This is a genomic window from endosymbiont of Lamellibrachia barhami (assembly GCF_011947365.2).
Taxonomy (GTDB): Bacteria; Pseudomonadota; Gammaproteobacteria; order Chromatiales; family Chromatiaceae; genus QGON01.
Genome location: NZ_JAAVSH020000001.1, coordinates 826,831 through 851,498, shown reverse-complemented (window position 1 = coordinate 851,498; position 24,668 = coordinate 826,831). Strand labels below are relative to the sequence as shown.

The following is a 24,668-nucleotide window of genomic DNA, read 5'->3' as shown; positions in this document are numbered from 1 at the left end:
GTCCGGGGGTTGATTAACCGCCGCAACCGCCGATGGTGACTTTTACGCTCTTGCTGGCACTGTAAAGTTTGCCGCCAGCCTTGACGACACCGATGACATCACCGGTCTTGCCCATCTTGATGCGGGTGGAGACGAAGCCCATCGCGCTACCTGACAGGTTGAAAGAGGCAATCAGGGGAACCGGATTGGCAGAGGCGATGATGGCTATCGATTCGATGCCTTCCATGGAAGACTCGACGGTGATCGGTACAACAGCGCCGTTTTCCGCGATATCCGGGGCCTTTATCTTGATCTTGTCGGTAGTGGTGGTATCGCCAGAACCCATCAGTGCATTTAGCGCATCGGGAATCGATTTGGCTTCGAAAGCGGCTTTAGGCCATGCAGCCAGCACCTGCTGGGGCATCAGCAGGCCGGCGCCTGCAGCAACACCGACCGCGCTAGCGGCCAAAGATCCTTTAAGGAAGATCCTGCGTTTCATGTCAGTACTCATCAAATACTCTCCAGATTGAGAATAGGTTGTTTCAAAGGGTGTAAAAAAAATCGACTACTTTATCGATATCACATTCCGACAGAATCTTGTGTCTCCCAAGCGGCGGCATCCGATTGTCGGGATTATTTTTTTGTTGCATCCCGGATTTGAGCTCGAAGCTCTTTTTTATCCGGGTTAGCGGCCTTTGATGGCGATCAGAGGGGACCTATGTCACCCGGGCTGAACCCATCATCAATCATATGGCAGGCAAGACAGTTACTTCGCTCTCTGTCGAAGGCAATCTTCTTGCCTTCGGCAATATTTGAAATATCCGTTGCATGGACAGATGAAATTGCAGTAAGTCCGCTAAGCAGTACACATGGAGGAGACAGCAAAGGCTGTTTGAGCTGCGGTTACCCGCATTCAATCCTCCTGGTTCCACACACAAAGCAGCGCTCATTATAATATCTATATCGGTGCGCTTACTTAATACCCTTAACAGGTAGGCCGTTAGAATACCGAAATGCCGGGCTATGGCAAGCAAAAATTGCCTATCTATTAGCAATTTATAATGTTTCTGGCGCTACTTCTCCTAGCGCTGCTTGGGTTTCCTTGTGTGGGTGGCTTGGGTTTAGTTGATCTCTCCTTGGGGTAAACCGTAATCCCTGTTTTTTTGTTAGGTTAAAAGTCGTCACTTCTTTTGCTTTGTATCTTCGAGCTTTTTCAGTGCTTTGAGTTCCCTGAGTCTGGCCTCAATTTGTGAAGACTGATAAAAATCCTGCGTCTCCTTCTGTTTCAGGGCGATATCCAACTGCTGAATTGCGGCACCCAGCTTGCCTTCAGCGACATAGGCTTCCGCAAGCAGTCGGTGTGACTGGGCGCTGTTTTTCAGCTTTTCCTCCGCTTTTGCAAGCAGGCGAAAGAGACGGGGGTCATTCGGGCGAAATGTGCGGGCCTGATCAATGGTCTTTTTCGCCTCTTCCGCCTCGCCTGCCTCCAGGAGGATTTCACTGTAGGCGATAGTGACGGGATAACTGTCGGGAAGTAGTGTGTGGGCCGTTTCGAGTGATCTCATGGCCTTCTGGCGCCCCCCGCTCTCCTTGGCGATATTAGCTTCCGCAAGGATATATTCGACTTGGTCAGGCCGTTTTTTCAACAGTTCGGTGACCAGTTTATTTGCAGCTGGGAAGTTGCGATCCCTGGTAAGTGCCAGGACAAAACCAAACTGGTGTGCTTCCTTGTTCAGATAACGTCCCTCTTCGAGGCCGCTACGGAAATGCTCCACCGCCTCGTCAGACTTTTCGAACTGCCGCATGCGCAGGGTCTCACGGGTGAGGAAGTAACGCAGGTCGCTGCTGTACTGTTTGTAGGAATAGGTCTCGGCGCGTCCCAAGGCGTCTGCAATACGATTGGTGGTGACCGGATGGGTGCGCAGTATCTCCGGGATGCCGCTGTCGAAGAGTCGGTTGGCGTGGGTCAGGCGCTCGAAGAAGACCGGCATGGAGCGGGGGTCAAGGTCGGCGTCTGCCAGGATCTTGATGCCGACGTGATCTGCCTCCTGCTCGTTGCTGCGGGTGAAGTTGATCTGTTCCTGCAGTGCCCCGGCCTGGACGCCCGAAGCCAAGGCGATACCGGCATCGGTGGAACCGGCGATGCCCACCAGGATGGCAGCCAGCATGAGTACTGCGGTCTTGCCGCTCATGCGGTTGGCGGCATCGAAGGCGCGCAGTAGATGTTTCTGCGTTACATGGGCGATTTCGTGGGCGACGACAGAAGCCAGCTCACTTTCACTCTGGGTGGCCAGTATGAGGCCGGTGTAGATACCGATATGGCCACCGGGTCCGGCAAATGCATTGATCATCGGCTCTTCGATGACAAAAAAGCGGTATTCCTGACCAGCAGCTTCACTTTTATTGAGCAGCCGGTTACCCAGCGTCTGGATATATTCCGTGATCAGCGGGTCATCCAGGACCGGCTGTGTCTCCAGGATGCTTTGCATGAAGGCGCGCCCGAGGCGGGCCTCGTCAGCGGGGGTCAGATATTGATCCGATGGTGATCCCAGTTCCGGCAGGAGGATCTTCTCCTCGCTTGTCCCATTTCCAGGCACTGCACCGAATGCGGTGGCGGTGAAGCCGATGCAGAGGGAGATGAGGAGGGTGAAGAGTGGAAAAATCGGGGTACTGCTGCGTCTATCCATACCCATAGTGGATTGTATTTGGCGGTTGGAGTTCCCTTAATAATATCGCCTGTTTGCCGGTTGTGCCAGCGTGGTGCGTTAGGCTGACGTTCCTAGTTGAGCTGAATGCGCTGTCCCCAAGGGGTTTTCTCCTTGCCCTTGACCAGCCAGATCACGGGGTAGGGCGGCTCGTGTTCAGGGAAGGCTCCCTCTGCATCGGTAAAGTAGACCAGCAGATCAGGTTGCAGACCCTGCTTGTTTACCCACTCGAACACGGGCCTGAAACTGGTGCCGCCACCACCTGAGATGGCCTCCGGCAGCTTGAACTCGTCCCAGGTTTCGTAGATCCAGGGTGACTTCGCCGCCAGTTGCGAGTCGCAGGCGAGCAGGGTGACCCGGGCGCGTATCTGGCCTTTGAGGGCATTGACCTCCGCCAGAAACTCTCCCATCTCCTGCTCCTGAATGGAGCCGCTGGTGTCCAGTGCCACAACCAGTTCCACCTGGTTGCTGCGCAGGCTGGGCAGGATGAACTCCCCCTCGCGGCGTGAGGGGCGCATATAACTGAAGTCATCCCTTGCCGCAGCGGTCATGTAGTGGGCCAGCAGAACCCGCCAGGGGAGCTGGGGCTGCAACAGATGATCCACCATGCGGGCCATGGCGCCATCCAGTTTGCCGGCCTGCATCGCCTGCTGGGCGGCTCCCGCCAAACGCTGCTGCCACTGGATATTGAGGGTCTCCTGTTCCTCTGCCGACAGGGGTGGAGGCTGGGAGGCACCGCCGCTGCCGTCACCGTCGTCCTGGCTGCCATCCCCCGATTCCGAGGTCTCGGTATCCGGTTCACGGGAGGAGAGATCTCTTTCGGTCTTGCTGCTGCCGGAACCTTTGGTGTTCTCCTGGTCGTAGACGTGGTTGTCCAGCGGTACGTCGTCGTCCTTCTCATCCAGGCAGGGGTAGATCTCCTCTGCGGTCATATCCTTGAACATGGGCATGATGAGGGAGCCCGGAGGCGGTTTCAGATCTTCGCCGATCAGCAGTGGATTGATGGCATAGTCACAGGCCATATCCCAGTGCAGTTTGTGGCGATGTTGGCGGCGGGCGAAGTGGGAGAGGGCACAGTGCAGTGCCTCATGGGCCAGCATGAACTGGGTTTCGTCCAGGGTCAGCCGGTCGATGTATTCTGGGTTATAGTAGAACTTGCGAGCATCTGTGGCGGTGGTGGGGCACCATGCTTCATCGGCCTCTTCCATGGGCAGGCGCAAGACCAGCGCCCCCAGGAACGGCTTGTCCAGGATCAGCTTGGTGCGGGCTGCGGCCAGCTTGGTTTCGATATGTTCTATGTCCATGGATTCATTCTGGCTTCGCCACTGCGATAGCAGCACCCCACTCTATTCAAACAGCATCACATCCGAGATTGCCTGCGCCCAAGTGGAAAACTGCGGCACCTCGAAGAGTTCGTTGCCGATGGCGCGATGCATGTCTGAGACCAGCATCACCCCCATCTCGCGCTGTGGGAAACGTCCGGCGTAGTCGAGAATGCGGCCATGAATCTCCTTGCGGTCGTCTCCCTCCTGGGCGCGGATGGCGCGTCCCACCAAGGCGGCGGCGTACTGCAGGTCGATCTCGGTGGGTACCGGGACATCCTCGCCGGCAAGGATTGCATCGAGGTCGGGCATCTTGTCGAGACTGTCCACAAATGCCTTCAACTCTATGCCCGCAGCGGGACCAATACAGGCCTGCAACGCCCCCTGCAGCAAGCTGGGGTGGCTGTCGAATTTGTGCAGTCCCCGATGGGCGAACTCCCAGGAACGGGGGGAGGGGAAGGCTACCGGGTTGTGGGCCGGATCAAAGTCGAACAGCAGTTCCGGGCGAAAGCGCAGGAAGGCGATGACCCGTTCATCGATGTTGTGGCGATAGGCCCAAGCTACCCAGTCGTCGAGATTTACCTCCACCTCGAAGTGAGAGAAGCGGTTGGCCAGCGGTGCAGGCATGCTGTAGGTGACGCCCCGATCGCCCTGGCGGTTGCCGGCAGCGAAGATGGCCCAGCCGTCTGGCACCTGGTATTCCCCCAGCCGGCGGTCAAGGATCAACTGGTAGGCGGCAGCAGAGACGGTGGGTGGGGCTGAGGTGATCTCGTCCAGGAAAAGAATGCCCGCTTCTCCGTGACGCGTCGCATCCGGCAGGATCGAGGGGATCGCCCAATCGACCCGGCTCTCCACCCGGAAAGGGATGCCGCGCAGATCGCTGGGTTCCATCTGGGAGAGGCGGATATCGATCACCGGTACGGCGTGGCTTTCGCCCACCTGCCGCACCATATCGGATTTGCCGACACCGGGTGGACCCCAGAGCATGACCGGGGTGTGGTGCCCGAAGCGGGTGCTGGTGAACTCCTGCTCAAGAATGGTCAACAACTGTGTGGGACGCATTTTGAATCCTAGTAAAAGAGGTTTTTGACCGCACGGGTCAACTGTTTGTAGACGTCTGGCGCGTCTCTATCCATCACCTGATCGATGACCCAGTGATTCTCCTGCTCTCCGCCCATAACCTGTTGAATCTCGAAGCCGAGATGGCGGTAGAAGGGATAGCTTGGACCGTCGTCGGTGAGTTTGAACTCGGCATATTCGCTGGAACGCTGGTTGAACAGCTTGATGAACTGGTCGGCGTGATCGCCTGGACCGACCATCTCCCTGGCATTGTCCTGATAGTGGTTCGCCAGTTTCAGCACCAGTTCGGTTACAAGTTCCTGGCGTTCCTCCGGTTTCATCTGTTCGTAAACGATGCGGTCGGCGATCTGTGTCTCAAATGCCAGGTACTCTGCGATGACGCCGAGGCGCTGCTGGTCATTGCTGTAAACGTAGTCTTCACCGTGGAGGGTGATCGCTTTGTCGAGGGCGATCCTCCAGGCGATGAAAGCGATGGCGCCACCGATCTCCTTGGGTGAACGGTCGCTCTCCTCGCGGTGCCAGTGGCTTTTGATGCGGATGCCCAAAATAATTTCTCCTGTAACTGCACGCGTCCATATCTCAACTGCCTGAGTGGCTGTGAGTTTAGGCACTTTTTCGCGGGATATTCCGACTTGGATGCGTTCGATGGGCGTGCTACCTTCAACGAATACCCAACTATTTTACTAGGAAAATAGTGAAATTCAACGGCCAGATTTATGCGTGATTCCCTGCAACAGTTTGCTGCTGCGGTGCAGCACAACTGCCATATCTCCGATGCCCATCACGGTGCGGAGTACGGCCTCTGTACCTATCTTATGAAGATGCGGGAGTTCTACCGTTGGGAGAAGGGGTTGGCCTACGATGTCCAACTGCCGAAAGCCGATATTGGGGACTGGCTGAGCGAGCGGGAGGCCCTCTGGGGTGAACTCGATGATGTGGCTTTTGCCGATCTGTCCCTGGGTGGGCGGGTTTTCGATCCCTTTGCGGTGGAGGAGATCAATCGGGAGCTGGAACCTCTGGGGTTGGTTTACAGCGCTGGCTATGGGGTCAAAAACAAGCCGCTGTTTTTTCTGGGTCACCTGGAACGCAGGGAGGAGCCGGGGACGGTCTCCGTATTGGTGGCGGGCCGTGAGCTTGCCCGGGACCTGGCAGCGCCGGCGGCCATGATTCAGGGTAACAGAATCTATATCCGCCGCGAGTCTTTCCGGCGCCTGTTGTGGGAGAAGCTGGAGAGCTGGCGTTGGCGACGGCCGGATAATGCGTTGGGGCGGGCCTTTGCCTGTTACGATTTCGAAGATGATCTGGATGTTTCACTCGATGCCATGGTTGAGAATGAGCTGAATGCTGTGCTGCTGCATGAGCAGGGTGAGTATCGGGTCGGCAAGGAGGTCGGCAACCTCTGGAATGAGATGGTGATGTCGGTGATCCATACGCCGGCGGAGCTCATGGTCCGTGCCGTACGGGACCACTGGGCCGACTGCATGGTGACCCTTCCGGCGCTTGTGAAGAAGGCGGATACTGCCTCGCTGCACTTCTATGTCGGCAGCTTCGGGGGGATGCGCAAGACCATCTTTCCCGCCTTGATCAGTGCCTATGATAGGTGGGCTGCAACCGGGGATCTGTCAAGATTGACGCGTATAGCCGCCAGCGGGGAACAGCACTGGGCACATCTGGGAAGACGTCTGCTCAATCTTTTCGACAAGTACGGTGACGAATCGGCTCAGCCGATTGCGGCATTGGTTGAACAGAATAAACTATGAGAGAGCAGAACCTACTGCCTGATCCGCTACGCTTGATCAGGCCTACGGACTGTATGCTCTCTAGTGGAACTCAGTCTCCGCCGGTTCGCCGTCGGTGTTGATCTTGATCTGCTTGATGCCGGAAAGGTGGAAGACGATATACCCTCCCGTCAACATGGCCAGGGTTTCATTGTGGTTCTCAATCGCGGACAGCAGTTTGTCCGCTGCGACCTGGCAACGCTGGAGTTGAGAGGGTTTTTCCACCCACTGCTGACCGAGTTGCACACCCTGACTCATGTCCTGATCCATTTTGTCGAAGGAGTCGGTCATCGTCTCCAGGTAGTTCTCCTGGATCTCCATATCCATGGAATATTCACCAATAATCAGATTCAGTAGCATAAACAAACTCGCCTTGGCAGTTAAACTTCGGTTTAAATTTTCTTTTCCTAACGTGACAAAATCAAGCACATGAAAGATCGGGAATTACTTGCGGTGGTGGAGTTTGGTGGTTATCCCAATTTCACGCCGCTCTATCAACGTCACGGCTATCAGGTCGAGACAGTCAATTCGGTGCGAAAGGCGCAGGCCTGGCTGAAAACACACATGCCTGCGGTGGTGGTCACTGAGTTCAATTTTGATGCAGAATTTCGTGACAGGATGAGTAATCTCGAGTCACTGATGGCGAGCCTGCAGAAATACAGTCCAGATAGCCGGGTCATCGTCCTATACGATCCCAACCACCAATACCGGCTCGATATGGTGCAGCAGCGCTATCCGCTGTTTGGGGTTTGTGCCTTTCCTGTTCGGGAGTCGGATGTGGAGGCGTTGTTGGAGATAGTGTGACGGGGAGCTAACTTGTTGAAGGCTAAAGGCTAAAGGCTAAAGGCTAAAGGCTAAAGGCGGGCAAATCGAAGATTCGCCTGGATCATGTGCCAAGCATGTAGGCCCGATCAAGCGTAGCGGATCGGGCATCCAAGCTATGGCAGAACGATATAGGTTGCCGGTTCCGCTACGCTTGAACCAACCTACAGCCTCCAACGATGGTAACGACAGAGTTCGGCCTTTCCATCGGGGCGGCCTCCTTTCACCTTTAGCCTTTTTACCTTTCGCCTAGATCAATAACCGCCCTTACGTTTGGTCTCAGGCGTGCCGGCGATCTTACCCGCCTGTTTTGCGGGGCCGGTGGGGAACTCATTGTAGAGTACCTTGGTGTCCATCTTTGGGAGATCGGTCCAGACTTTCTTGAAGTGCTTGACCATGTTGCGTTCATTGGGCTGGTTGCCGTTGTTGTTGAGGAACTCATCACGCAGGTAGTTGACGATATCCCAACCCTTTTCGGACAGTTCAACACCTTCGGCAGCGGCGATGGCTTTGGCAACATCCTCATTCCAGTCGGCTGAATTGACCAGATAACCATGGTCGTCGGCCTCGACGGTTGCGCCATTTACTTCGTACGACATTGTTTTCTCCTTCGTGTGCATTTCTGACGGGTGGTTTATGTGTATCCGTCAATCAAGAAAATCATTAAAACGCTATATATTAAACAGACTTTTGGGGAACGAACAAGCCGAATCCACGATTTCGGAGGGGACCCAGGCCGTTCTCCTGTAACCTCACCGCATCATCCAGGGGCAGGCCGGCCACCATCAGGCTCCGAGTCGAAATTCCGCCTTCTGGTGTGGAGAAGGCGAAGCGCCTGCCGCTGAGTACTTTGCTGAAATGCAGATTCAGGGCGCGCAGGCCTTCGACTGCAGCTGTTATGAACTGATCCTCGTCGCCGTCCGTTTCATCCACGACAAAGCGAGAGTAGAGGGTGGTGGTCGTGCTGAGCAGCCGGGGTGTGCCCTTGCCGATCGCCAATAGATTGTCGGCGACCTCCAGTGTCTGTCCCGTGAGCGCCTCGGCATCGGGGAGGCGGTGTTTGGGCAGGCGCAGGACAAGGCGGGTGCGGCGTGAGAGATAGAGGATATCGGCGGCATCCCGGGGACGCTCCCAGCCATTGCCGGAGTCGGCGCCATATATGAGATGTAATCCAGCCAACGGCTCTTCTGCAAACCAAGGCAATGCCTGATGTATCGCTGTAGCCAGCGGCCAGGCGTGGTCGACCGGCAGTGTCCGGCATTTTATCTGGTAGGCAAGGTCCATTACGTCGTCGGGAACGATATAGACCGTTTCATCGATTTCTTCTTCCCAGTGCATGATAGATATCTCTTGAATTACTGATCCGTTGGGATCCTGCCTCTCAGTTCATCGCGATCGAACCACCAGCCGTTCTCGTTGACGATGTCCAGCACCTGGGCCAGTCGGGGTAAAAACTTGGACGGATCATCCAGTTCCATGCGCTCCACCCAGAAGTCGAAGATCTCCTGCTCCTCGACCTGACTGTGGCGGCGGGCGACCTGGCCCATCAATTGGTTGGTGAAAAACTTCAACTCCTCCCTGTCCGGCCCCTTGGCACGCATGTCGGCAATATAGCCGGCAGTGGCGGCAGCAACGGCCGCGCCATCGGAATTGTCCGGAGTTTCGTCGATGAGGTGCTGCAGCATGGCGACGCTCAGCCCCGGTTCGATGGGGAAGGTGACGCCGAGCCAGATGCCGTGGGCCAGCGCCCTGAGGGCGTCATCATTGCCGGTCTGATAGAGAATGTCGCAGGCTTCGACCGCCTGCAGCCACAACCCGGCTGAGATGGCTTGGTCGAGTGTGGGGCGGGTTATCTCCCAGGCTTCGTCCAGGCGGTCAAGATCAAGCATGATATAGCCGCTTTCAAGGAGGGGCTTGAGGCGTTGCTCGATAGAGACGTCGTTTGGAAGTGTGCTGACCTCTCCAAGCAGCTTTTTGAGTCGTTCCTCAAGCTGCTGGGTCGGTTTGATGGCATCATCTGAGCATTCTGCATCACCGATGAAGGTTTCTGATTCGAGATATTTCACGGGTACTTCTCGCTATGTGCAGGAGCTAGGTAAAGCTGGCTTCCAGTCGGTCTTCCCAGTTCTCCGGTGTATCCGGATAGGGCGGCTTTACGTCAATACGGAAAAACATCTCTGTTTTTGAGTGCTCTTTGATGGAGGTCTGAAGCTGTTCAAAGGTTTCGAAGTCAGGATTCTGAATCATTACTTCACTTAAATAGAGCATTGTTTAGGCCACGCTTGGGTCAAAATTGTTTCAGGGGTGAGATTATAACGAATTGGAGAGAGTAATTACATAGTAATTTACTCAACTATTCGTGAGGTATTTGGAGTTCACGGTCCAGGTTGTTGAATTAAGCATATTTTATATATGGGGATATAGCTTAATTAGGATTTACGGTGCTTTATATGTCTGCAAGCTCAATTATATTTTCTTACTACTGATTGTAATCGTTGGATATTTAGTGAGCTGATAAGTGTGCAATAAAGCGTGGAGCGAGTGGCATCTATCCCATATGGGATAGAAGAATGTCAGATCCCCCCCCCATCGGAAGGATATGGTGCTGCATTAGGAACTCCTAAAATTGGCCGCCAGTAGGAGCAGGTCTTCGCCTGCAGCGGAATTGTATTGTAGGGGAAATGGCTGTTCCTGCGCTCGGTGTTATGGCCGGGCTAATAATTCAGGATAGAAACTGGCCAAACACCCCACACAAACGACCGGAGAAAGAGTGATGGCAAAACAGATGCATGACACCCCCATGCTTGATCAGCTGGAGAGCGGCCCTTGGCCGAGCTTTATCAGCGGTATAAAGCGCCTTGCAAAAGATAACGACATTGCAGTTGACCTGCTGGGTCAGTTGGAGACTTCCTACGAGACCAAGAAGGGCTACTGGAAGGGCGGCACAGTCGGTGTTATTGGCTACGGTGGTGGTGTTATTCCCCGCTTTACCGAGCTGAAGAACGAGGATGGAACCCCCAAGTTCCCCGATGCGGCTGAGTTCCATACCATTCGTATCATGCCGCCTCCTGGCTCTCACTTCGATACCAAGACACTGCGCAACATGTGCGATATCTGGGAGAAATACGGATCCGGCCTGATCTGCGGTATTGGCCAATCCGGCGATATCATGTTCCAGGGTTGTTCCTCTGCAAACGTTCAGCCCTTCTTTGATGAAATCAATGAGATGGGGTTTGACATGGGTGGCGCTGGTCCCGCTGTGCGTACCTCCATGTCCTGCGTCGGTGCTGCCCGTTGCGAGCAGTCCAACTTCGACGAAGGTCGGGCAATGCGCACCCTGGTGAACAATGCGCTTGACGATCTGCATCGTCCGGCTCTGCCTTACAAGATGAAGTATAAGGTTTCCGGCTGCGCGAACGACTGCATGAATGCCATTCATCGTTCTGATTTCGCTGTCATCGGTACATGGCGCGACGACATGAAGGTCGACCAGGCTGAGGTCAAGGCTTTCGTGGAGAACAAAGGCCGCAAGTATGTGATCGACAATGTCATCACCCGCTGCCCGACCCAGGCACTCTCACTGAACGACGACGATACCCTGGCTGTTGATAACGGTAACTGCGTGCGTTGCATGCACTGCCTGAACGTCATGAACAAGGCCCTCTCTCCGGGTGATGATGGTGGCGTTAGCATCCTGATTGGCGGTAAGCGTACCCTGAAGATCGGAGATCTGATGGGTACCGTAATCGTGCCTTTCCACAAGATGGAAACCGATGAGGATTTTGAGTGGCTGGAAGAGCTGGGTACCGAAGTTCTGGACTTCTTTGCGGAGAACGCACTGGAGCACGAACGTACCGGTGAGATGATCGAGCGCATTGGTCTGACCAACTTCCTGGAAGGTATCGGTATCGAGATCGATCCGAATATGATCGCCCAGCCTCGCACCAACCCTTATGTCCGTATGGATGAATGGGATGAAGAGGTAGCCAAGTGGGAAGAGCGTAAAGCTTAGTAAACTGATGGAGCAAGTCACCGGGTATTTCCCGGTGACTTGTCTCATGTCAACCACATATCAACGCTATTGCGTAGAATAGAATTCGATTTTTGAAATTTGGAGGTTAGCATGGCTGACGCACCTCGCATGCCAGATGAGATAGGCGTACGTGATATACAGGAGTTTTTGCATCCTGTGATGAAGAAAAATTACGGCAACTGGAAGTATCATGATCGTCCGCGCCCGGGTGTTTTGCATCATGTGGCTCATAGTGGTGACGAGATCTGGACTGTCCGTGCGGCCACATCCCGTCAGATGGACATTCATCAGATTCGCGAGTTGATGGATATCGCTGATGATTTTGCGGAAGGCTATATCCGTTTTACCATTCGCTCCAACATGGAGTTCATGGTTAGCAAGGAGTCAAAGGTTCAGCCGCTGATCGATGCGTTGACGGCTCACGGCAACCCGATTGGTGGTACCGGTAATTCCGTCTCCACCGTATCCCATACCCAGGGCTGGTTGCACTGCGATATTCCCGGAACGGACGCATCCGGTGCTGTTAAAGCGCTGATGGATGAGATTATCGATGAGTTCACCCACGAAGAGATGCCGAACCGTGTTCGTCTGACCTCTTCATGCTGCCAGATCAACTGCGGCGGTCAGGGTGATATCGCGATCAACATACAGCACGTCAAGCCGCCGAAGATCGATCACTCTCAGGTCGGTAACGTCTGTGAGCGTCCTACAGTTGTGGCGCGTTGCCCGGTAGCGGCTATCCGTCCCGCGATGGTCAATGGCAAGCCTTCTCTCGAAGTTGATGAGAAGAAGTGCATCTGCTGCGGCGCATGCTTCCCGCCCTGTCCGCCGATGCAGATCAACGATCCGGAGCACTCCTGTTTCGCAATCTGGGTCGGTGGCAAGCACTCCAACGCACGTTCCAAACCTACCTTCCACAAGCTGGTCGCGTCCGGTATACCGAACAATCCTCCGCGCTGGCCTGAGGTCTCCAAGATCGTCAAGCAGATCCTGGCTGCCTACAAGGCAGACGCAAAAGACTACGAGCGTATCGGCGAGTGGGCTGATCGTATCGGATGGCCGAGCTTCTTCGAGAAGACCGGACTGCCTTTCACCAAGTATCATATCGATAACTGGCGTGGCGGTCGTGCCAACCTGAATGCTTCTGCTCATATCCGCTTCTGATTCGGATCGAAGCTCAAGTCTTTCAACGGACAAGGTTATAACTGATGAAATTTGCGATTCAGGTAAACGAGGGGCCCTATCAGCATCAAGCGACTGACTCGGCCTACCAGTTCACCAAAGCCGCGTTGGATGCAGGGCACGAGATCATGCGTGTCTTCTTCTATCATGATGGCGTGAACAACGGTACCAATCTGACGACACCTCCCCAGGATGACAGGAACATCGTCAACCGCTGGTCTGAACTGGCCAAGGAGCACGATCTCGACATGGTTGTCTGCGTGGCAGCCGCACAACGTCGCGGTATCGTGGACGAGGGTGAGATGCAACGTAACGGTAAAGATGCGCAGAATATCGCTGACGGATTCCGGATCTCCGGTCTCGGTCAGCTGATTGAGGCGGGTATCCAGTCCGAGCGTCTCATGGTTTTCGGTGATTGAGGTTAGAGGTTGAACGATGTCTGAAACTATCAAGAAATTCATGTATCTCAACCGCCGTGCCCCCTATGGCACTATCTATGCGTGGGAGTCACTGGAGGTTGTGCTGATCGGTGCTGCATTCGATCAGGATGTCAGTCTGGCGTTTATCGGAGACGGGGTCTATCAGCTGCTCGAAGGTCAGGATACCTCTGAGTCCGGTATGAAGAACTTCTCTACCACTTACAAGGCGCTGGGTGATTACGATGTTACCAAGCTCTATGTGGAGAAAGAGTCTCTGGAAGAGAGAGGTCTGACCCTTGATGACCTGATGCCTCTTACCTGGGAAGACGAAGATGAAGATTGGGCAGAGAAGGATTCCATCCGTCTCGTCAGTCGCGCTGAATTGGCGGACGTCCTGGATGACCAGGATATTATCTATAGCTTCTAAAGGCGGAGAGATCGCATGAGTACTTTGCATACTGTTAACAAATCCCCTTTTGAGAAGAACTCACTGGCAGAGTGCCTGGGTTATGCAAAAGAGGGTAGCGCTGTTCTGATGTATGAAGATGGCGTTTATGGGGCAATGAAGGGTAGCGCCGTTGCTGAGAAGGTGGCTGCAGCAACGGGTGTCAAGTTTTATGCCCTTGGCCCTGACCTGAAGGCCCGCGGCATCTCGCAAGAGAAGCTTGCTGAAGGCATTGAAATTGTGGATTACGCGGGTTTTGTCAACCTGGCTGTCGAAAACGATAAAGTTTCAGCCTGGGTTTGATAGATCCCAACTGAATAATTTAACTCTAAATTGGAGAAATACTTATGGCTATCGAAGCTAACGGTAAAGTTTTTGAGACTGACGAAGAGGGTTACCTGGTAACTCTGGCTGATTGGGAGCCCGTAGTTGCAGAAGAGATGGCGAAGGAAGATGACCTTGAACTGACTGATGAGCACTGGGATATCATCAACTTTCTGCGTGAATACTACGAAGAGTATCAGATCGCTCCTGCTGTTCGCGTTCTGACCAAGGCTGTTGGTAAGAAACTGGGTAAAGAGAAGGGTAACAGCAAGTACCTGTACGGTCTGTTCCCTTACGGTCCTGGCAAGCAGGCTTGCCGCTTTGCCGGTCTGCCCAAGCCTACTGGCTGCATCTAAACAGTAGCTGAAGTCTGGGAGGAGTTTTTCCTCCCGGTCAATTAATCCTTCTGAGGAACGCAGGAACATGTCAACTGCCTACGCGTTGCTGTTTATCGTAGCGACCATCGTTCTGGTACTTGGTCTGGCACGGAAAATCGTGCAATACGCCAGGACACCTGCACCATTAAAGATTCCCACTACCCCGGCTCCTGTGACTCAGGCCGGTGTGGTAATGCGAATGTTCCGTGAAGTGGTTTTCTTTGAAAGCCTTTTCAAGAGCACCAAGTGGACCTGGATCTTTTCCTGGATGTTCCACATGGGGTTGTTTTTGGTGTTGGCACGGCATGTCCGTTATTTTGTCGATCCCGTTCCGCTTCCGATCGCACTGATCCAGCCTTTTGGCATGTATGCAGGATTTGCCATGGTTGCCGGACTCGGCGGTCTCTTCCTGCGGCGTATTTTCGTTGATCGTGTACGTTATATTTCAGCGCCTTCAGATTACCTGATGTTGCTACTGCTCATCTTCATCGGCTTTAGCGGCCTGATGATGACATTCTTCATCCACACTGACATTGTTATGGTCAAACAGTTCTTCGGCGGACTGTTTACCCTTAGTGGTGGCGAACTGCCGATGGATTTTGCGCTGATCATGCATCTGACACTTGTTGCTCTGCTGATGATCATTTTGCCCTTCAGCAAATTGCTGCATATCCCTGGCATATTCTTCAGCCCGTCCAGAAACCAGGTCGATAATCCACGCGAGAAACGACACTTGGCTCCTTGGGCGAAAAAGCTCGAAGAATCCTAAGAATATCAACTTGGCCTAAGAGGGCTGCAGATGGCTAAGGCGAAATTTAAAACACCGGAACTTTCAGAATATGTTGATGTTCCGAATATCGAAGAAGGGGCTATGGCGCACTCCACGTGCTTTGTGGCCAAACCTGAGCACCAGGAACCACTGAACTTTCCAGGTGAGAGGGTGGAGGATTGGCATGACAAGGCCATCGAGAAGATGGGCGATCTGCTTAGTCGTTACCGCTCGTTCCGGGTCTACCTGGACTCCTGTGTAAAATGCGGTTCCTGTACGGACAAGTGCCACTACTTCCTCGGCACCAAGGATCCCAAGAACATGCCCGTAGGGCGTCAGGATCTGCTGCGAAAGGTCTACCGTCGTTACTTTACCTTCGCGGGTAAATACTTTCCGAAACTGGTTGGTGCGGAAGATCTAACGGAAGAGGTGCTCGACGACTGGTACAGCTATTTCCATCAGTGTTCCCAGTGCCGTCGTTGCTCGGTCTTCTGCCCCTATGGCATCGATACCGCAGAGATATCCATGGCTGCCCGTGAGATCCTGGCGAGCGTGGGTATTGGTCAGAAATACTGTAATGAGATCATCGCCAAGGTATATAAGATCGGCAATAACCTGGGCCTGCCTGGACGTGCGCTGGCCAATACCCTCGAAGGTTTGGAAGAGGATGTTTACGACGAGGATGGAGTCGCCGTCAAATATCCTCTGGATGTCAAGGGCGCGGATATTCTGCTGGTTACCCCCTCTGCCGACTTCTTTGCAGAGCCCCATGTAGACGGCCTGATCGGCTACGGAAAGGTATTTCACGAAGCGGGTGTTAGTTGGACTCTGAGTACCACGGCGTCAGAGGCGGCCAACTTCGGTATGTTCATCGGCTCCTACGAGAACATGCGGCGCATCTCGCTGCGGGTACGTGAGGCTGCACTGGAACTGGGTGTCAAACGCATTGTGTTTGGTGAGTGTGGACACGCCTGGCGCGTGGCCTACAGTTTTCTGAATACCTTGGCAGGTCCCTTCGACTTCCTGGATCCGGACTACCCGGTGCCGCAGCATATCTGCGAATATACCTGGAATGAGATCCAGCAGGGTACCCTGGAGCTGGATAAGTCCGCGAACGATGACAAGACGCTCACGTTCCACGACTCCTGCAATATTGCGCGCGCCACCCGCATGGGGGACACCCCGGGGGGCCAGTTTGATATCCCTCGTAATGTCATCAAGGCGGTTTGCAACAACTACCATGACATGGAGTGGGATACGATCCACGAACGGACCTTCTGCTGCGGTGGCGGCGGTGGTCTTCTTACCGATGACCTGATGGAAATTCGAGTCAAGGGTGCATTGCCTCGCATGACAGCGCTTCAGAATGTCATGAACGAGAAGGGTGTTACCCACATGGCGGCGATCTGCGCCATCTGTAAGAGCCAGTTTACCAAGGTTCTGCCCTACTACGGCATGGACATGTATCAGATTGTCAGTGTTCACCAGTTGGTAAGCGATGCCATCGTGCTGAACAGAAAAACGCCGCCGGAAGAGGCTCCCGGTTATGGCGAAGATGATGACGATTAAGATTTAGACTAGCGGTTAATATTCACCGGTAAGTTGTGATGCTGACCGGCGATTCAAAAAATTAGATATAGGTTAAGGAGACAAAAATGGCTACTCCTAGTGAAGAGATGAAAAAAGATATCACTTGGCGGCGGTATGAAGAGGGTGATGATCAGTGGGATGACTGGACAGACATGATCTTTGCCCAGGATACCTCCCATAAGTGTCCTACCTATATCCATCGCACCCCACCGTGCCAGGGCAGCTGCCCTTCCGGACACGATATCAGAGGCTGGTTGGCGATTGTTCGCGAACAGGAGAAGCCGGTAGAGGGTGAAGAGTGGCAACAGTATGCGTTCGAACGTGCCACCGGCTCCAATCCTTTCCCTTCAATGATGGGACGTGTCTGCCCCGCCCCATGTCAGGATGGTTGTAACCGTAACGAGGTTGAAGACTTCGTCGGCATCAACTCTGTGGAGCAGTTCATCGGCGACAATGCCATCGAGCAGGGTTACTCGTTTACCGCAGGTGAAGATACCGGCAAAAAGGTAGCGGTCATCGGTGGTGGTCCTGCCGGTATGGCGGCAGCCTTCCAGCTGCGCCGCATGGGTCATGGCGTCACCCTGTTCGACGAGAACAAGGAGCTTGGCGGCATGATGCGCTATGGCATCCCCGGCTATCGTATTCCCCGTGACAAGTTGGGCGCTGAACTTCAGCGTATTGTCGATATGGGCGTTGAACTGCGCATGGAGACACGAGTTGGTAAAGATGTGTCGGTTGCAGATGTCGAGAAAGATTTTGATGCGCTTCTCTGGGCACTGGGTTGTCAGAGTGGCCGGGGCCTGCCTATTCCTGGCTGGGACGATACCCCCAACTGCGTTAGCGGTGTTGCATTCCTGAAGGCCTTTAACGAAGGTCGCATGAAAGTGACCGCCGACAAGGTGATCTGTATCGGTGGTGGTGATACCTCTATCGACGTGGTGTCGGTTGCCCGCCGCCTTGGTCACATCGAACATACCAACCCGACGGACCGTCCTGAGCTGGTTGTGAAGGATGGTTTCGTGGCTCATGATGCCGCAAATGCCGCTGCAGCGCAGGGTTCTGATGTGACACTGACCTCTCTCTTCCTTAAACCTGAGATGATGGCCGCAGAACACGAGATCAGTGATGCGACGACTGAGGGTGTTACCATCCTCGACGGCGTGATGCCCCTGGAAGTCATCAAGGGTGAAGACGGCCGGGCAAAGGCGCTGAGAGTGTGCGACTGTACCATGGATGGCATGACGCCCATCCCCACAGAGGGCACCGAGCGTGTTCTCGAAGCGGATCTCATCGTTGCCGCGATTGGTCAGGGTGGTGACATGACTGGCCTTGAGGATTTCGATAATGGTCGTGGTCTCATCGACTCCGACAAGCTTTATCAGATACCAGGGAAGCCGGGTCACTTCGTGGCAGGCGACATCATCCGCCCGCATCTGCTGACGACTGCGATTGGTCAGGCTTCCATCGCCTCCGAAAGTATTGATCACTTCCTCAAGCACGAAGAACAGGGCAAGCGTCCGAAGGTCGATGTTCACCATTTCAGCCTCCTGGATAAGCTGAAAGAGGCTCACATGGAACCTGAGCACTTCGACAAAACCGATGGTGATCTGCGAGGCACCGATTTTGCCAAATATGCGGTGCATAACTTTGAGGATCGTTCCAAGCACGAGATCATCCCCGCCGATCAACTCTTTCTGGGTTACTTCGAGCCGACGGCCCGCAATATCCGTAGTGAGGAAGTTCCCAGTTCGGACGACGTGCTTGGCCACTTCAAAGAGCGTCTGATTCCTCTGAATTCGGAACAGGTTCAGGCAGAGGCGAAGCGTTGCATGAGTTGTGGTATGTGCTTTGAGTGCGACAACTGCGTGATTTTCTGTCCCCAGGATGCGGTCTTCCGTGTCAAACGTGGCGAATCAACCACCGGTCGTTATGTAGATACCGACTACTCCAAGTGTATTGGCTGTCACGTTTGCACTGATGTCTGTCCTACAGGCTACATTCAGATGGGTCTCGGCGAATAAATAGGAGCTGTGATGCGAAGTTCTTTCAACAGCATCAGGCGTTTCACCTACCTGTTGGCAGGTGCTGCTTTTGCAGTGACCAGCCTGCAGGCTACAGGTGATACCGCTGTAATCAAGGGCTCGAAGGCCGCTTCGATGGAAAACTGTGTGGCGGAGACGAATGATATGCGTCGAAACCACATGGATTACCTCAAGCACCAGCGGGTTGAGACCGTGCGTGACGGTATTCGCGGAGCTAAGTTCAGTCTTATTGGCTGTGTCGATTGCCATGCATCCAAAGATAATGATGGCAATGCGGTTCCGGTGACTGATGAAGGCCAGTTCTGCCAGTCTTGTCATGCCTATGTGGCTGTGAGTCCTGCCTGTTTTCAGTGTCACCGGACGACGCCTATGCAGGGTAAGGGTTCCCTTGGGGCAGTAGACCTTGAACAGATGCAGTTCCAGAGCCTCAATGCCTCATCGTTGAAAGAGTGGCATCCTGTTATCCATGCCGGCAGCGAGTCTGCCAGGTAATATGCGGAGAGACTGATCGTGAGTGTTAAAAATGACCAGCCGGATATGAACCGCCGCAAATTTGTCGGAACGACAGTTGCAGCGGCGGGAGCGGTTGTCGTCGCTCCTGGTATGCTACTGCATGCAGTGGCCGGCGCTGACCCTGAATCCCAGGGCGCGTCTGCCAAGCATCGTTGGGGAATGTTGATCGACACGAATAAATGTGCGGAAGGTTGCAGTGCCTGTGTCGATGCCTGCAACAGTGAACACGGCTTGACCAGCCACGGTCGTCCGGCGACGGATGCCCAGTGGATCCGCACCGTCAAACTGAAGGATCTCAATACCGGACATATCAACCGTCTGGTAATGATGTGCCAGCACTGCGAACATCCGCCTTGTGTCGATGTCTGCCCGACGGGCGCCTCCTTCAAACGCGCTGATGGCATTGTGCTGGTGGATCGTCATACATGCATCGGTTGCCGTTACTGCATGATGGCCTGTCCCTATAAGGCACGTTCTTTCGTGCATGAAGACCTCAAGGATCAATCTGTTAACGCTCCTCGAGGTAAGGGATGTGTTGAGGGCTGCACGATGTGCGTACACCGGATCGATCGTGGTGAGACGATGACCGCCTGTCAGGAAGCCTGTCACAAGGACGGACATGGCGCGATTGTCTTTGGCGACCTGAAAGATCCCGATAGCGAAATCAGTCAAGCACTTAAATCACAGGCCAGTCAGCAGATTCGCGCTGACCTCAAACTGAATACCGGTGTCCGGTATCAGAATCTGTGATAGCAGGGGGCATATAGAACATGAGTAAGATGTATTATCGTGAGCTCTACTGTGGAACACCTGTCCGCTATTGGGCAGGGATGGCATTGCTCGGTACGATTGTTGCGGTCGCACTGGGGGCTGCCTTCTACATGGAACACAATGGTCACTGGGTAACTGGAATGACCAATCAGGTGGTTTGGGGACTGCCGCATGTCTTTGCAATCTACCTGATTGTCGCTGCATCCGGCGCATTGAATGTGGCATCGATTGGTTCGGTGTTTGGCGGGCCGATGTACAAGCCCCTCGGACGCTTCTCGAGTTTGCTGGCGATTGGTTTGCTGGCGGGTGGCTTGGTAGTGCTGCTGCTGGATCTTGGTCGGCCCGACCGCCTGATCATCGCCATGACCTACTATAATTTCAAATCGATCTTTGCCTGGAATATTATTCTCTATTCGGGCTTCTTCGCTATCGTGGGTATCTACCTTTGGACCATGATGGACAGAAAGGCCAACCGTTACTACCGCACGCTTGGTTTCGCTGCGTTTTTCTGGCGTCTCGCACTGACCACCGGTACCGGCTCCATCTTTGGTTTCCTGGTCGCCCGTGAGGCCTATGATGCCGCGATCATGGCGCCGATGTTCATTATCATGTCTTTCAGCTACGGTCTGGCCTTCTTCATCATTACGCTGATTGCCGCCTATGTCTGGGGTAATCGCGAGTTGGGTGATCTGCGTCTGGCGCGCTTGAAAAATTTGCTTGGTGTGTTTGTCGGTGCGGTACTCTACTTTGCTCTGGCCTATCACCTCACCAACCTGTATGTGACTCAACACCACGGCATCGAGAGTTTTATCCTACTCAATGGCGGCGTGTATACCGCAATGTTCTGGATTGGCCAGATATTGATCGGTGGTGTTATTCCGCTGTTCCTGATCTACTCTCCGGCGTTTGATAAAGCCCGCTGGGCGGTGGCTGTGGCTTCTGTGATGGTGCTGATCGGCGGTTTCTTCCAGATCTATGTGATAGTAATAGGTGGACAGGCCTTCCCGATGTCGATTTTTCCGGGTAAGGAAGTGCTTGAGAGCAGCTTCTATGATGGAACCGTGAACGCCTATGCGCCCAGCCTTCCGGAAATGCTGCTTGGCATTGGTGGCATCGCCATCGCCATGACGATGGTTGCTGTCGGTGCCCGCATGTTCAAGGTGTTTCCTGAATCCCTGGAAGATCCAGGGGAGAGCGCCTGATTTACAGCTTGTAATCTGGTTGTAAGACAATAAGAATACCCACCGTCAGCATGTGCTGACGGTGGGTATTTTTTTGCACGAAAGAAAAAGCCTTTGGCCTCTATCTATATCTCTGCTGCGCATAAGTCATCCGGGAAGACCACCCTCTCTATTGGATTGGGGCGTGCTCTCGCCAGCCGCGGCCTGACGGTTCAGCCCTTCAAAAAGGGTCCCGACTACATTGACCCGCTTTGGCTGCACTCAGCAACTGGGCGTGGCTGCTACAATCTCGATTTCTACACCATGCACCGGGAAGAGATCGAAGCGCTCTATCGTCGTCGAATGCAAGGAGCAGATATTGGCCTCATCGAGGGTAACAAGGGACTCTATGATGGCTTGGATATTGAAGGCAGCAACAGCAATGCCGCTCTGGCAGCCCTGCTGGATGTTCCTGTAGTTCTGGTTATCAATACAAAGGGCATGACCCGCGGAATTGCTCCGCTGCTGCTGGGATACCAGGCTTTTGACCACAACATCTCTATCTCAGGTGTCATCCTCAATCAAGTCGGTGGCAGCCGCCACGAATCGAAGCTGGTAAATGTCGTAGAGCACTATACTGACATTCCCGTGCTGGGGGCCGTCGCCAATGATCCGTTACTGGGAATTGATGAGCGGCATTTGGGGTTGGTGCCGAACAATGAGCGCTCGCAGGCAGAAGAGGTCATCGACTATCTGGCAAAGACGGTAACCGACTGTGTCGATCTCGACAGGCTGATAGAGATTGCCGGAGAAGCCCGCAGTGTTCCCCGTTTGGCGGTTGTGGAGGAGACTTCACGCCAAGATGGAACATTGCGCATAGGTTACCCGAAAGATACGGCCTTTGGGTTCTACTACCCCGATGACCTGGAGGCTTTGCGGCATCATGGGGCTGAACTGGTTCCTTTCGACACCCTGAACGATGAACGACTGCCTGAGGTCGACGGGATCTTTATCGGTGGGGGGTTTCCCGAGGCGTCGATGGAGGCGCTTGAGGCAAATAGTTCGATCCGAGGGGCAATCAGAGACTATATCGAGCAGGGTGGGGCGGTTTACGCAGAATGTGGAGGGTTGATGTACCTTTGCAGAAGCCTGACCTGGCAAGGCAAAAAATGTAGAATGGTCGGTATAATTCCTGCTGATGCGGTCATGCATGAAAGGCCACAAGGTCGGGGCTACGTCCGTCTCACGGAATCTGGCAACTCCCGCTGGGGAGAAATCGCGGAAAAAGATGGCGATGGCATCATCAACGCTCATGAGTTCCACTACTCGGCTCTCGAAGGATTGGATGCTGAAAGTAGCGATTTTGCCTATAAAGTGGTCCGAGGCACAGGAATCGACAGCAGGCATGATGGCTATATCTACAAAAACCTGCTTGCTAACTACACGCACATGCGAAATGTGGGTGGATGTCACTGGGTAGAGCGCTTTTTGTCGCATGTCAGGGCGATAAAAGCACTGGAAATGGGAAATTAAGGTAGTAATAAAGATGTTTAAATTGACCAAAAGGGCGGCTAAACAGATTGCCCAGGCAGCAGAGCAGGGCGGAACAGAGGGTATGGTGCTACGTTTTGCAACTCGTAAGAAGGAAGATGGGGCGTTTGACTATCTGATGGGATTCGACGAGGTGAAGGATGACGATATAACCTTTATCTCTGAGGGCATCGACTTGGTTATGGAACCCGAATATGTTCCGATGCTAAATGAAACGACTATGGATTACGTGGAGACGGAAGATGGCGAGAAACAATTCATCTTCATCAATCCGAAAGACGCCAACTATGTTCCTCCTGTAGCTGAGAACACCGATCAGGGGGAGTGATTCTCCACTCATCGAGTAGCGGTACTGCCTAGACCAAAACAGCCTGTCCCCTTTAACAGGATAGAAGCACCCAACCACTCCCGGAGCCACCTTCTGATGGATCTATCCAATGAAGACGCGCTGCGTCTGAATGTGCTGCTTGCCACTAAACCCCGCGCCATCAGAATCAATGAGTCTTCAATGACGCTTTACGGTCTCTCTGACAAGGGTGAGGCCAAGATTCAGCTCAATCCCAACTGCCGTGACGACCAATATCTTGTCCGGGTGCGGGAACTACTGTCCGGTCATGCGACGGGATCACCCGGTGGCTACCCGCTTTTTCTCAAACGCTGGACCCGAATGGGTCAGACCCGGGGTGAAAACCTTGAACAGTTGCTCCTGCTTGGTGAACCGGAAGCGGTGGTCGCCGTTACCTGTGCCAGCGGACTGACGGATGAGCTGGCGCGCCTGGCCTGGTGGTCAGGTCAGGAGCCGGAAAATGCCCGGCGGATGTTGGCTAATCCTGCCGTGGTTGCCGGAGAGATGGGTGCCGAGTTGGCGGAGTTTCTGATCGAATACCTCCCCTTTGAGACTGAACCGGAGATGATGGTGGAAAGCCTGAAACTCGTACTTCAACCGGGATTGGTTTCGGATGAAGTCAGACAGAAGTTATGGAAACGTTGCAGTCGCAAACCTGTCTACTATCTCGGATTTCTTGCCAGCATCCCGGACCAGTTGCCGGATCAGTTGCAATCGCGTGGAGACCGGGATAACCATGCAGGCACGCTCGCAGCGCTTTCAGAGGCAGGAAACCCTTATGCGGAAATAGTGTTGAAGATACTCTCTGCCCCGGGCCAAAGCTTTATCGATACAGTCGGGCGGGTGATGGTCAAACCCGCTAATCAGGATGTGGTTACCCTGCTGCTTGATGTCCTGCGAGACTATTTCGCGCCACTGAGGCCTGCAGGAAACCCTGATCTGACCCTTGAAGCGCTGGAAGAGGAAGCGGAACAGCTGCTTGCAGGAAAGGCCGCTTGTCGCGCCTTTGAGAGTTGCCTGGATGCTGTGCCTGAGTTGGCGGGCGAGTTAAAGGCGATGCGTATTTTTTCCGGCATGGGGTATGGCGTCGTGCGCCCTGTATTCAGTCATTCTGACGCGATCGGCTCTTTGATGCGCCGTAAGTTGGAACCGGTATTGACATCATTGATGGCATATCTACGCGTGCTGAAGGGACGGGAATTCATTACAGGCCCGATCCGCTAAGCACTTGATCGGGCCTGCATCTTGAACAGTTACACTATTTATTGGGTTTTGATCGCTGGCGCCTCGATAGGCGGCAACCTGCTGGATGATGGTTGGAACGGCAATTCATCCAGTGAATTGAATTTTTCGATGGCGCTACTGACGAGTGCAGAATATGTCGCCAACCGCATAGGTTCTTCCGGGTAGGTTCCCGGAAAAATAGTCCACGAGCAATACGTAACTGAACGAAGCAATAT

28 protein-coding genes are annotated in these 24,668 nt (G+C 54.0%); 17 read left to right on the top strand and 11 right to left on the bottom strand.

All coding sequences use genetic code 11. The annotated features are described in order from the left end of the window. Nucleotides 1–13: 13 nt before the first annotated feature. The 5 genes from soxY to G9Q73_RS03770 form a co-directional block, all read right to left on the bottom strand. Nucleotides 14–490: a thiosulfate oxidation carrier protein SoxY gene (gene soxY, locus G9Q73_RS03790; RefSeq protein ID WP_177418625.1), complete on the bottom strand. Its 477-nt coding sequence runs from the start codon at nucleotides 488–490 to the stop codon at nucleotides 14–16. A 670-nt stretch (nucleotides 491–1,160) separates the two neighbouring features. Beyond that, a complete protein-coding gene (locus tag G9Q73_RS03785) occupies nucleotides 1,161–2,672 on the bottom strand; it encodes a M48 family metalloprotease (RefSeq protein ID WP_246344976.1) in 1,512 nt (503 codons plus the stop codon). A gap of 86 nt (nucleotides 2,673–2,758) precedes the next feature. Further along, nucleotides 2,759–3,988, bottom strand: a complete 1,230-nt coding sequence (locus tag G9Q73_RS03780) for a vWA domain-containing protein (protein ID WP_177418624.1) — start codon at nucleotides 3,986–3,988, stop codon at nucleotides 2,759–2,761. Nucleotides 3,989–4,030: 42 nt separating this feature from the next. Next, nucleotides 4,031–5,068, bottom strand: coding sequence for an AAA family ATPase (locus G9Q73_RS03775; protein WP_177418623.1), 1,038 nt, complete (start codon nucleotides 5,066–5,068; stop codon nucleotides 4,031–4,033). 8 nt (nucleotides 5,069–5,076) lie between these two features. Beyond that, complete coding sequence (locus tag G9Q73_RS03770) at nucleotides 5,077–5,631, bottom strand: hypothetical protein (RefSeq protein WP_177418622.1); 555 nt, start codon at nucleotides 5,629–5,631, stop codon at nucleotides 5,077–5,079. A 171-nt stretch (nucleotides 5,632–5,802) separates the two neighbouring features. Here G9Q73_RS03770 and G9Q73_RS03765 point away from each other — a divergent pair, with 171 nt between their 5' ends. Further along, nucleotides 5,803–6,846: an Sfum_1244 family protein gene (locus G9Q73_RS03765; protein WP_177418621.1), complete on the top strand. Its 1,044-nt coding sequence runs from the start codon at nucleotides 5,803–5,805 to the stop codon at nucleotides 6,844–6,846. A 60-nt stretch (nucleotides 6,847–6,906) separates the two neighbouring features. Here G9Q73_RS03765 and G9Q73_RS03760 read toward each other — a convergent pair whose 3' ends face one another. Beyond that, on the bottom strand, nucleotides 6,907–7,224 hold the full coding sequence (locus G9Q73_RS03760; RefSeq protein WP_177418620.1) for a hypothetical protein: 318 nt from the start codon (nucleotides 7,222–7,224) through the stop codon (nucleotides 6,907–6,909). A 69-nt stretch (nucleotides 7,225–7,293) separates the two neighbouring features. Here G9Q73_RS03760 and G9Q73_RS03755 point away from each other — a divergent pair, with 69 nt between their 5' ends. Beyond that, nucleotides 7,294–7,668, top strand: a complete 375-nt coding sequence (locus G9Q73_RS03755; RefSeq protein WP_177418619.1) for a response regulator — start codon at nucleotides 7,294–7,296, stop codon at nucleotides 7,666–7,668. A 272-nt stretch (nucleotides 7,669–7,940) separates the two neighbouring features. Here G9Q73_RS03755 and G9Q73_RS03750 read toward each other — a convergent pair whose 3' ends face one another. The 4 genes from G9Q73_RS03750 to G9Q73_RS03735 form a co-directional block, all read right to left on the bottom strand. After that, nucleotides 7,941–8,285, bottom strand: coding sequence for a TusE/DsrC/DsvC family sulfur relay protein (locus G9Q73_RS03750; protein ID WP_177418618.1), 345 nt, complete (start codon nucleotides 8,283–8,285; stop codon nucleotides 7,941–7,943). 79 nt (nucleotides 8,286–8,364) lie between these two features. Continuing rightward, nucleotides 8,365–9,024: a type I-MYXAN CRISPR-associated protein Cas6/Cmx6 gene (cas6, locus tag G9Q73_RS03745; protein WP_177418617.1), complete on the bottom strand. Its 660-nt coding sequence runs from the start codon at nucleotides 9,022–9,024 to the stop codon at nucleotides 8,365–8,367. Nucleotides 9,025–9,041: 17 nt separating this feature from the next. Continuing rightward, nucleotides 9,042–9,752: a hypothetical protein gene (locus G9Q73_RS03740; RefSeq protein WP_177418616.1), complete on the bottom strand. Its 711-nt coding sequence runs from the start codon at nucleotides 9,750–9,752 to the stop codon at nucleotides 9,042–9,044. Between the two features lie 25 nt (nucleotides 9,753–9,777). Beyond that, a complete protein-coding gene (locus tag G9Q73_RS03735; protein ID WP_177418615.1) occupies nucleotides 9,778–9,954 on the bottom strand; it encodes a sulfur relay protein DsrC in 177 nt (58 codons plus the stop codon). 505 nt (nucleotides 9,955–10,459) lie between these two features. Between G9Q73_RS03735 and dsrA the strand changes: the two genes are divergently transcribed. From dsrA to G9Q73_RS03660, 15 genes are all read left to right on the top strand, one after another. Then, complete coding sequence (dsrA, locus tag G9Q73_RS03730) at nucleotides 10,460–11,698, top strand: dissimilatory-type sulfite reductase subunit alpha (RefSeq protein ID WP_177418614.1); 1,239 nt, start codon at nucleotides 10,460–10,462, stop codon at nucleotides 11,696–11,698. A gap of 111 nt (nucleotides 11,699–11,809) precedes the next feature. After that, on the top strand, nucleotides 11,810–12,883 hold the full coding sequence (gene dsrB, locus G9Q73_RS03725; RefSeq protein WP_177418613.1) for a dissimilatory-type sulfite reductase subunit beta: 1,074 nt from the start codon (nucleotides 11,810–11,812) through the stop codon (nucleotides 12,881–12,883). A gap of 44 nt (nucleotides 12,884–12,927) precedes the next feature. Further along, nucleotides 12,928–13,320: a sulfurtransferase complex subunit TusD gene (gene tusD / locus G9Q73_RS03720; protein ID WP_177418612.1), complete on the top strand. Its 393-nt coding sequence runs from the start codon at nucleotides 12,928–12,930 to the stop codon at nucleotides 13,318–13,320. A gap of 16 nt (nucleotides 13,321–13,336) precedes the next feature. Beyond that, nucleotides 13,337–13,747 (top strand): sulfurtransferase complex subunit TusC, encoded by a 411-nt coding sequence (gene tusC / locus G9Q73_RS03715; protein ID WP_177418611.1) that lies wholly within the window; start codon nucleotides 13,337–13,339, stop codon nucleotides 13,745–13,747. A gap of 15 nt (nucleotides 13,748–13,762) precedes the next feature. Further along, nucleotides 13,763–14,068, top strand: a complete 306-nt coding sequence (gene tusB, locus G9Q73_RS03710) for a sulfurtransferase complex subunit TusB (RefSeq protein WP_177418610.1) — start codon at nucleotides 13,763–13,765, stop codon at nucleotides 14,066–14,068. A gap of 44 nt (nucleotides 14,069–14,112) precedes the next feature. After that, complete coding sequence (locus tag G9Q73_RS03705) at nucleotides 14,113–14,445, top strand: TusE/DsrC/DsvC family sulfur relay protein (RefSeq protein ID WP_177418609.1); 333 nt, start codon at nucleotides 14,113–14,115, stop codon at nucleotides 14,443–14,445. A gap of 67 nt (nucleotides 14,446–14,512) precedes the next feature. Then, complete coding sequence (locus G9Q73_RS03700; RefSeq protein ID WP_177418608.1) at nucleotides 14,513–15,235, top strand: respiratory nitrate reductase subunit gamma; 723 nt, start codon at nucleotides 14,513–14,515, stop codon at nucleotides 15,233–15,235. A gap of 30 nt (nucleotides 15,236–15,265) precedes the next feature. After that, nucleotides 15,266–16,804 carry a sulfate reduction electron transfer complex DsrMKJOP subunit DsrK gene (dsrK, locus tag G9Q73_RS03695; RefSeq protein ID WP_177418607.1) on the top strand — a complete coding sequence of 513 codons (1,539 nt, stop codon included), beginning with the start codon at nucleotides 15,266–15,268 and terminating at the stop codon, nucleotides 16,802–16,804. An 86-nt stretch (nucleotides 16,805–16,890) separates the two neighbouring features. Continuing rightward, nucleotides 16,891–18,846, top strand: a complete 1,956-nt coding sequence (locus G9Q73_RS03690; protein WP_177418606.1) for an NAD(P)-binding protein — start codon at nucleotides 16,891–16,893, stop codon at nucleotides 18,844–18,846. Nucleotides 18,847–18,858: 12 nt separating this feature from the next. Then, nucleotides 18,859–19,359: a cytochrome c3 family protein gene (locus G9Q73_RS03685; RefSeq protein ID WP_218649922.1), complete on the top strand. Its 501-nt coding sequence runs from the start codon at nucleotides 18,859–18,861 to the stop codon at nucleotides 19,357–19,359. A 45-nt stretch (nucleotides 19,360–19,404) separates the two neighbouring features. After that, on the top strand, nucleotides 19,405–20,130 hold the full coding sequence (gene dsrO, locus G9Q73_RS03680) for a sulfate reduction electron transfer complex DsrMKJOP subunit DsrO (protein ID WP_177421232.1): 726 nt from the start codon (nucleotides 19,405–19,407) through the stop codon (nucleotides 20,128–20,130). Nucleotides 20,131–20,150: 20 nt separating this feature from the next. Then, complete coding sequence (nrfD, locus tag G9Q73_RS03675) at nucleotides 20,151–21,353, top strand: NrfD/PsrC family molybdoenzyme membrane anchor subunit (RefSeq protein ID WP_177418605.1); 1,203 nt, start codon at nucleotides 20,151–20,153, stop codon at nucleotides 21,351–21,353. 93 nt (nucleotides 21,354–21,446) lie between these two features. Beyond that, nucleotides 21,447–22,844 (top strand): cobyrinic acid a,c-diamide synthase CobB, encoded by a 1,398-nt coding sequence (locus G9Q73_RS03670; RefSeq protein ID WP_177418604.1) that lies wholly within the window; start codon nucleotides 21,447–21,449, stop codon nucleotides 22,842–22,844. Nucleotides 22,845–22,857: 13 nt separating this feature from the next. Further along, on the top strand, nucleotides 22,858–23,190 hold the full coding sequence (locus G9Q73_RS03665) for a HesB/IscA family protein (protein ID WP_177418603.1): 333 nt from the start codon (nucleotides 22,858–22,860) through the stop codon (nucleotides 23,188–23,190). 96 nt (nucleotides 23,191–23,286) lie between these two features. Further along, nucleotides 23,287–24,432: a sulfur reduction protein DsrS gene (locus G9Q73_RS03660; protein ID WP_177418602.1), complete on the top strand. Its 1,146-nt coding sequence runs from the start codon at nucleotides 23,287–23,289 to the stop codon at nucleotides 24,430–24,432. 38 nt (nucleotides 24,433–24,470) lie between these two features. Here G9Q73_RS03660 and G9Q73_RS19175 read toward each other — a convergent pair. Beyond that, nucleotides 24,471–24,668 (bottom strand): hypothetical protein (locus G9Q73_RS19175; protein WP_218649921.1); only part of this gene is annotated, 198 nt, incomplete at its 5' end.

What these genes read in the sequence shown, in the direction of transcription:
- soxY (WP_177418625.1), bottom strand. Translation starts at nt 490, where the DNA reads ATGAGTACTGACATGAAACGCAGGATCTTCCTTAAAGGATCTTTGGCC.
- G9Q73_RS03785 (WP_246344976.1), bottom strand. Translation starts at nt 2,672, where the DNA reads ATGGGTATGGATAGACGCAGCAGTACCCCGATTTTTCCACTCTTCACC.
- G9Q73_RS03780 (WP_177418624.1), bottom strand. Translation starts at nt 3,988, where the DNA reads ATGGACATAGAACATATCGAAACCAAGCTGGCCGCAGCCCGCACCAAG.
- G9Q73_RS03775 (WP_177418623.1), bottom strand. Translation starts at nt 5,068, where the DNA reads ATGCGTCCCACACAGTTGTTGACCATTCTTGAGCAGGAGTTCACCAGC.
- G9Q73_RS03765 (WP_177418621.1), top strand. Translation starts at nt 5,803, where the DNA reads ATGCGTGATTCCCTGCAACAGTTTGCTGCTGCGGTGCAGCACAACTGC.
- G9Q73_RS03760 (WP_177418620.1), bottom strand. Translation starts at nt 7,224, where the DNA reads ATGCTACTGAATCTGATTATTGGTGAATATTCCATGGATATGGAGATC.
- G9Q73_RS03755 (WP_177418619.1), top strand. Translation starts at nt 7,294, where the DNA reads ATGAAAGATCGGGAATTACTTGCGGTGGTGGAGTTTGGTGGTTATCCC.
- G9Q73_RS03750 (WP_177418618.1), bottom strand. Translation starts at nt 8,285, where the DNA reads ATGTCGTACGAAGTAAATGGCGCAACCGTCGAGGCCGACGACCATGGT.
- cas6 (WP_177418617.1), bottom strand. Translation starts at nt 9,024, where the DNA reads ATGCACTGGGAAGAAGAAATCGATGAAACGGTCTATATCGTTCCCGAC.
- G9Q73_RS03735 (WP_177418615.1), bottom strand. Translation starts at nt 9,954, where the DNA reads ATGCTCTATTTAAGTGAAGTAATGATTCAGAATCCTGACTTCGAAACC.
- dsrA (WP_177418614.1), top strand. Translation starts at nt 10,460, where the DNA reads ATGGCAAAACAGATGCATGACACCCCCATGCTTGATCAGCTGGAGAGC.
- dsrB (WP_177418613.1), top strand. Translation starts at nt 11,810, where the DNA reads ATGGCTGACGCACCTCGCATGCCAGATGAGATAGGCGTACGTGATATA.
- tusD (WP_177418612.1), top strand. Translation starts at nt 12,928, where the DNA reads ATGAAATTTGCGATTCAGGTAAACGAGGGGCCCTATCAGCATCAAGCG.
- tusC (WP_177418611.1), top strand. Translation starts at nt 13,337, where the DNA reads ATGTCTGAAACTATCAAGAAATTCATGTATCTCAACCGCCGTGCCCCC.
- tusB (WP_177418610.1), top strand. Translation starts at nt 13,763, where the DNA reads ATGAGTACTTTGCATACTGTTAACAAATCCCCTTTTGAGAAGAACTCA.
- G9Q73_RS03705 (WP_177418609.1), top strand. Translation starts at nt 14,113, where the DNA reads ATGGCTATCGAAGCTAACGGTAAAGTTTTTGAGACTGACGAAGAGGGT.
- G9Q73_RS03700 (WP_177418608.1), top strand. Translation starts at nt 14,513, where the DNA reads ATGTCAACTGCCTACGCGTTGCTGTTTATCGTAGCGACCATCGTTCTG.
- dsrK (WP_177418607.1), top strand. Translation starts at nt 15,266, where the DNA reads ATGGCTAAGGCGAAATTTAAAACACCGGAACTTTCAGAATATGTTGAT.
- G9Q73_RS03690 (WP_177418606.1), top strand. Translation starts at nt 16,891, where the DNA reads ATGGCTACTCCTAGTGAAGAGATGAAAAAAGATATCACTTGGCGGCGG.
- G9Q73_RS03685 (WP_218649922.1), top strand. Translation starts at nt 18,859, where the DNA reads ATGCGAAGTTCTTTCAACAGCATCAGGCGTTTCACCTACCTGTTGGCA.
- dsrO (WP_177421232.1), top strand. Translation starts at nt 19,405, where the DNA reads ATGAACCGCCGCAAATTTGTCGGAACGACAGTTGCAGCGGCGGGAGCG.
- nrfD (WP_177418605.1), top strand. Translation starts at nt 20,151, where the DNA reads ATGAGTAAGATGTATTATCGTGAGCTCTACTGTGGAACACCTGTCCGC.
- G9Q73_RS03665 (WP_177418603.1), top strand. Translation starts at nt 22,858, where the DNA reads ATGTTTAAATTGACCAAAAGGGCGGCTAAACAGATTGCCCAGGCAGCA.
- G9Q73_RS03660 (WP_177418602.1), top strand. Translation starts at nt 23,287, where the DNA reads ATGGATCTATCCAATGAAGACGCGCTGCGTCTGAATGTGCTGCTTGCC.